General features: G+C 61.1%; 5 protein-coding genes. 4 read left to right on the forward strand and 1 reads right to left on the reverse strand.

The features are described from left to right. Window positions 1–552 precede the first annotated feature (552 nt). Window positions 553–2,061: an amidohydrolase family protein gene (locus VKR55_RS27525; RefSeq protein WP_324408385.1), complete on the reverse strand. Its 1,509-nt coding sequence runs from the start codon at window positions 2,059–2,061 to the stop codon at window positions 553–555. A 430-nt stretch (window positions 2,062–2,491) separates the two neighbouring features. Here VKR55_RS27525 and VKR55_RS27530 point away from each other — a divergent pair, with 430 nt between their 5' ends. The 4 genes from VKR55_RS27530 to VKR55_RS27545 form a co-directional block, all read left to right on the forward strand. Beyond that, window positions 2,492–3,706, forward strand: a complete 1,215-nt coding sequence (locus VKR55_RS27530) for a transposase (RefSeq protein ID WP_414642470.1) — start codon at window positions 2,492–2,494, stop codon at window positions 3,704–3,706. A gap of 596 nt (window positions 3,707–4,302) precedes the next feature. Beyond that, window positions 4,303–4,524, forward strand: coding sequence for a hypothetical protein (locus VKR55_RS27535; RefSeq protein ID WP_324408387.1), 222 nt, complete (start codon window positions 4,303–4,305; stop codon window positions 4,522–4,524). Window positions 4,525–4,631: 107 nt separating this feature from the next. Continuing rightward, complete coding sequence (locus VKR55_RS27540; RefSeq protein ID WP_324408388.1) at window positions 4,632–6,194, forward strand: 2-isopropylmalate synthase; 1,563 nt, start codon at window positions 4,632–4,634, stop codon at window positions 6,192–6,194. Window positions 6,195–6,311: 117 nt separating this feature from the next. Next, window positions 6,312–6,709 (forward strand): LysR family transcriptional regulator (locus VKR55_RS27545; RefSeq protein ID WP_324408389.1); only part of this gene is annotated, 398 nt, incomplete at its 3' end.

The raw sequence follows: 6,709 nt of genomic DNA on the forward strand, positions 1-6,709 counted from the left end.
CTTTCTCCAGGCGTGCCGAGACTCAATTCAGTTGACGACGAATTCAAAAACAAGACTCCAAATACTGCCAAGCAACGGCGTGGATTTTTCCTCTTCCCGCAACATCAAGAGAACTAGCCTGAAGAGTGCGGAGAGAATCAATTGCAAAATGCGTATGGGTAACACCGTAAGGCCAACGCATGAGTTCCTATTCCCGCTGAGCGACATATGGATTGTCGCTTGGCGCGCTCTGCGCGAAGTCGCGCGATGTGCTTGAGCTTGCGATGCTTGCCACGCTTCACGAGAGGGCGCTTCGCGATCGTCGCGAAACGTTGGGAGCGGGATGCGGTGGACGAATTTGCGCGTGAGACGAACGTGTCGCACGGGCGGCCAAGCCGTGTGGTCCCGGCGCTGGGATCAAGCCCCGGGTGATGGCGATGTCGGCCCTTGCGGGCCCGAATGTTTCCGGCAGCAGGCGTTGTTCAGTTGGAGAGGGACGATTTCGATCGAATCATCCCTCTCTAACGTCAGAGGTCTCCTCGGCCCACTCGCGCCGATTTCCCGGATCATTCTCTAGGCGGCGCGAACGTATCCGTAGCGCAAGTTCGAGGGTTCCTTGGCCGCCTGTGTGTACTCGGTTTTAAGCGCCGCGAGGCGGTCCTCGGAAAAGGCTGGCATCTTGCTGTTGTCAGCCGCCTTCAGCTTGATTTTGTAAAACCTCATTGCGTTGCCCGAGAAGATCGCCTGCTTGGTCGTGCTGTTGGCGTCGCCGAGCGGCGCAAAGCCGTACTTCGTCTGCATGTCCTCCGGGATTTCGAGGCGGCGCAGCGCCTCGATCTGCCACTGCGGTGAGCCGTACCAGACCGAGTCGGTTCCCCACATCACGTGATCGACCCCCATGCCCTTGATCAGCGTGCCGACCAGCGCGGCGCAGAATTTTGGATGCGCCACCGCCGAGTTCGCAAAGGACGTGCCGAGCTCGGCATAGACATTGGTGACACCAAACTTCTGCGGGATTTCCGCGAGATCTGTGGCCCACTGGATGCGGCCGGTCTGCTCGAACTCCGCCCACGCCTTGTCCGGCAGTTCGAGGAACGGTCGCAGCGCCGAGTGATAGATCACGAAATTCATCTGCGGCCAATCCTTTGCGGTCTTCCCGATGTCCCACGCCGTTGCGTATTCCCACACGCCGGAAAACGACTTCTCATAGTCGGGCGGCAGCAGACCCTTGTGAATGCACAGCGTGTTGATACCGGCCTTCACAGCTTTCTCGTAGAACGGATACATCACCGCCTCGTCGTCGAGCCGCCATGGGAATTTCGATGGCGCAAGCGGGTCGCCGATCGTGTAGGACTTCCATGAATCCGGCTTGTAGACCGCGATCGCCTTGTCGACCTCGTCCATCCAGCCGGGTTGCTTGGGGGTGATAACACTGTGCGCCAAGAGGCGGCGCGAGCCCGCGAAGTCGTTGATCAGCTCTCGCGCCTTGACAATTTGCTCGTTGGACAAAAGCCACCAGCTAGGGTCGTCGAACGGCGCGCCGCTTAAGAGCGCTATGTTGGTGTCCCCGTCGTAGTAGACCTCTTTCACATAGTTCAGGAACTTGTAGCGGGCGAGCGAAGAGACGCCCTCATCCTTCATCCTCGGGTTCCAGTGCTGACTTGCAAAGTCCGCAAGCCCCAGGAGCTCCTTGTGATCGAAGTCGTCGCGCACGAAATGGGTCTGGACATCGAAGATGAACTGGCCGGCGAGGCTTTGCGCGCGTGCCAGCATCAGCTCGGGCTCACGGGCCTCGGCCGGCGCAACTTGGAAGACGTTACCGTAGATATCGTTCATTGCGAGAAAGGCCGCGGCCATGCCGCAGCTCGTATGCAAGAACTGCCGGCGGCTCAGGCCCAGCCGTTTGCCGTTAGCATCAGCGAGCTCGTTAATTCGAGTTTCAACCTTCTTCTGAATGGCGCTCTGCGGGGGCGGGAGATACTCGCCGTTTGATACGATCTGGGTAGGAATCGGCGTTGCCGCCGATGCTGCTTCGGCGCCGGCAACGAGGCGCTGTTCGCGTTCACTAAGCCAACTGCTCATCGTTCTCCTCCCTAGTCTTGCTGGTAGGGACCAGTGCAAGTTGCGCGCATTAGGCCGCACGCTTGGCCATTTCCGATCCGCTAAGGTGGATCCGCTCGGCTTGCGGCGTTCTGGTCCCATCGCGCGATGAGAACCCGAAAGGCAGCTTGAAGGATTTGATAGGACTAGCGGCACCCTTTATGGTCATGGACTCAACGCTCGAACCTCTAACAGCGCAAGCAATGTAATTCGGCAGAAGCGCTGTCCCAACGCTTCGTCCTCGGTGCCTACGAGGGGGCTTGGCAAGCGCCCCGACGCTGGCGACCACAAGCGACGTCATTGCGCGCTCGGCGCCAGCGGGCCGCCCCGGAATGACAGGGAAGGCTGACTTTGCCCGGCGAGGCTGGGCAAGAAAGCGGTCGGTTTGGGATTCTGATGTACGATTCGTTTTATGACGAATCACACGTTCAAGACCGGCGAGAGCCGGGACCAGGTCAGCCTTCTGCCGGCGCGGATTGAGGACTATGTCGGAGCGGACAATCCGGTGCGGGCGATCGAGAGCTTTGTTTGCGCTCTTGATCTTGCCAAGCTTGGCTTTCGCCATGCGGATCGCGGCGCGGAAGAAGCTGGTCAGCCGCCCTATGATCCGGCCGACCTGCTGAAGCTCTATCTTTATGGCTATATCAATCAGGTCAGGTCTTCGCGTCGGTTGGAGCGGGAGGCCAGCCGGAATCTGGAGCTGATCTGGCTCTTGAAGAACCTGAAGCCCGGTTATCGAACGATCGCCAACTTCCGCAAGGAGAACTGGGCGGCATTAAAGGCAGCGAACCGCAGTTTTGTGCTGCTGGCGCGCGAACTGGAGCTGGTCGGCGGCAGCGTTGTTGTGAACGACAGCAGTGATGTCGGCCAGCTTCATGCGATGGCGAAGGCGGCCAAAGACATTCTTGGAGCGAAGGCGCTGCAGGTGCTGGCCGATGAAGGCTATTACAGCAGTCTCGAACTGAAGGCGTGCGAGGATGACGGCATCGTCGCCTATGTACCTGTGCCAGAAGGCAACAAGGTGGTCGAGAAGAAGGGTCGCTTCAGCCGTAGGGCCTTCAGCTACGATGCTGGTGCAGACGCCTATCATTGCCCCGCCGGCGAACGGCTGCGTCGGGTCAAGGGACATTGGCAAAACGCAAGCGGCCGGATCGAGATCCGCTATGCGAGCCGGAAGGCGATCTGCCAAACTTGCCGGTTAAGGTCACGTTGTCTTGCCGAGAATGCCTCTCAACGTATCGTGTATCGCTGGGAGCACGAGGATGTTCTCGAACGTCATCGCGCACGCATGCAAGGCGCAGATGAGCTGATGCGCCGCCGATCCGCCCTCATCGAGCATCCCTTCGGCACAATCAAGTGTCGCGCCGGTTATCGCCACTTTCTGGTCCGCGGCTTCAACAAGGTTCGCGGCGAATGGAGCCTGATGGCGCTGTGCTACAACCTCAGCCGTGTGCTCAACATCCTCGGCCTCGAACGCTTCATCGCCTGCATCGCAAACCTAATCTCGCCGCCTCTGCGCGCTCCAACAGCCCTCTTAAACCTCATTTGCACAGCGCTGAGCCCATTCTGGACGCCAAACTCGCCTCCGCTCGCCCGTTGCCGTCAGGCCTTGCCTTTCGCACACTGAGCGCAAGTTCTTGCCCGGCCTCGGCGGGCAAATCATTTCTTGTTATCGGAATGTGATTTCCATGAATCAGAAGATGTCAAGCGTTCCTGCGAAAAATATTTTGCTTCCGTTTTTCGTAAGATATGGTTTGCTTCGCGCCGTCCCGCACCCGATAAGAGGGGCGCTTCGCGATCGTCACGAACGTTGGGCGCGGGATGCGGTGGACGTGTTTGCGCGTGAGACGAACGCGCCGGCATGGACGGCCAAGCCGTGTGGTCCTGACGCCCCGACGCTGGCGTCAAGTCTGCGGGCGAAAGCTCGCAGGCGACGGGGGCTATCAAGCCCGGTACCCCGGGGAGAGCGCGGAGCAGCCGTTAAAACCATTGCGCAGGGAATGTCGGTTGTTCCGGCTGCCCTGTTGTTGCTTGCGTGCGCAAAGTGCACTTTCTTTGCACGCAAGGCTCGCGGGTGCGGCCTGCATCCGGCATTCCCTGCGCCCTTGATTTCTGGGGCGACGGACGATGCAAAACTCGGGCATGTCGTGCCGCGGGAACGAGGCTTCGTGTCGGGCGCTGCGTATAGGTCACCCATCCTGACCAGTTTTTGGCGTTGCGGCCATGCGGCTTTCTCGTCTAGAAGAGCGGCACGGCGCCTCCGCCGGCAACGAACCGTCAACGGTTTTGGCCGAGGATTTGTGCGCCGAAAAGGGTCTGGCGATGCTGATTCGCAAGCGTTTGTGCGGAGATCGGGACGGGGCGGCGCAAGCCGCACGCGCGATTCCGGCTGCGTCGGCGTCCACCCTGCTTCTTGGCGGGCTTCTGCTTCTTATCGGCCCCTGAGGGCCGTCTGGGCGGTTTGCGCCTGGGCACTCAGGGGTTGCGCGAGAACACCAAAACCCTTCAGCGCTCTTCAGATGCAGCGCACTGACCCATAAGGAATCTTTGCCATGACCACCGCCAAAAAGTCCGAGAAGGACCGCGTCATCATTTTTGACACCACGCTGCGCGACGGCGAGCAATGCCCCGGCGCCACCATGACCTTCGAAGAGAAGCTCGAGGTCGCCGAGATGCTCGACGACATGGGTGTCGACGTCATCGAGGCCGGCTTCCCCATCACCTCCGAAGGCGACTTCCAGGCGGTGAGCGAGATCGCCCGCCGCTCCAAGAACGCGGTCATCGCGGGCCTGTCCCGCGTGCATCCGAAGGACATCGACCGCTGCGCCGAAGCCGTAAAGTTTGCGAAGCGGGGCCGCGTCCATACCGTGATCGCAACCTCGCCGCTGCATATGCGCGTCAAGCTGAACATGACGCCGGAGCAGGTGATCGAGACCTCGATTGCCAACGTCACCCGCGCCCGCAACCATATCGACGACGTCGAATGGTCGGCGGAAGACGGCACCCGCAGCGAGATGGACTTCCTCTGCCGCATCGTGGAGGCCGTGATCAAGGCCGGCGCCACCACGGTGAATATCCCCGACACCGTCGGCTATACGATCCCCGAGGAATACACCCATTTCATGCGCACGCTGATCGAGCGGGTGCCGAACTCCGACAAGGCGGTGTTCTCGGTCCACTGCCATAACGATCTCGGCATGGCGGTCGCCAATTCGCTCGCCGGCATCGCGGGTGGCGCGCGGCAGGTCGAATGCACCGTCAACGGCATCGGCGAGCGCGCCGGCAACGCGGCGCTCGAAGAGATCGTGATGGCGATCAATGTGCGCAACGACAAGTTCCCGTGGTGGAACAGGATCGACACCACGCAGCTCACGCGCGCCTCGAAAATGGTGTCGGCGGCGACCTCGTTCCCGGTGCAGTACAACAAGGCGATCGTCGGCCGGAACGCGTTCGCGCATGAGAGCGGCATCCATCAGGACGGCGTGCTGAAGGATGCGTCGACCTACGAGATCATGCGGCCGGAGATGGTCGGCCTGAAGCAATCCTCGCTGGTGCTGGGAAAACATTCCGGGCGCCACGCCTTCATCCACAAGCTGGAGGAGTTGGGCTACAAGCTCGGTCCGAACCAGCTCGAGGATGCCTTTGCGCGGATGAAGGCCCTGGCCGATCGCAAGAAGGACATCTACGACGAGGACATCGAGGCGCTGGTCGAGGGCGAGATGGCCGCTTCCCACGACCGCATCAAGCTGATGTCGCTGACGGTGATCGCGGGCACGCGTGGTCCGCAGCGCGCCACTATGAAGCTCGATGTCGACGGCCAGGTGAAGATCGAGGAGGTCGAAGGCAACGGTCCGGTCGACGCGGTGTTCAACGCCATCAAGGCGCTGGTGCCGCATGAAGCCAAGCTCGAGCTCTATCAGGTGCATGCGGTGACCGAAGGCACCGATGCGCAGGCCGAAGTCTCGGTGCGGCTGAGCCATGAGGGAAGGTCGATGACGGCGCGTGCGGCCGATCCCGACACGCTGGTTGCGTCAGCGAAAGCCTATCTCGGCGCGCTCAACAAGATCGTGATGAAGCGCCAGCGCGACGTCGCGACTGCGAAGGTGGCGGGGTGAAAGGCTCCGCCGTCATTGCGAGCGAAGCGAAGCAATCCAGAATCTTTTCCGCGGAGGCGGTCTGGATTGCTTCGTCGCCAACGCTCCTCGCAATGACGGCTCGGACGACAAGACGACATGCCCTCTGACACTATCGATCCCGACGCGCCACGCATCGTGTCCGCGGCCGAAACCGCGCTGTCGCGCCGGGTCGATCTGACGACGCTGCGGCTGTTCATCGCGATTTGTGAGGAACAGAATCTGACGCGTGCCGCGAGCCGCGAGGGCATCGCGGCCTCCGCCGTCTCCAAGCGCATGAACGACTTCGAGCTTGCTTTCGGCGTCACGCTGTTCAAGCGGCTCTCCAAAGGCATGGCGCTGACGCCGGCCGGCGAAGCGCTGCTGCATCACGCCCGTCTCACGCTGCTCAATGTCGAGAAGATCGCGGTCGAGCTGTCGGAATATTCGCAAGGCGTGCGCGGCCATGTCCGCATGCTCGCCAACCTCTCGGCGATCGTGCAGTATCTGCCGGAGGA

This window comes from Bradyrhizobium sp. (genome assembly GCF_035309285.1).
In the GTDB taxonomy this organism is placed as follows: Bacteria; Pseudomonadota; Alphaproteobacteria; order Rhizobiales; family Xanthobacteraceae; genus Bradyrhizobium.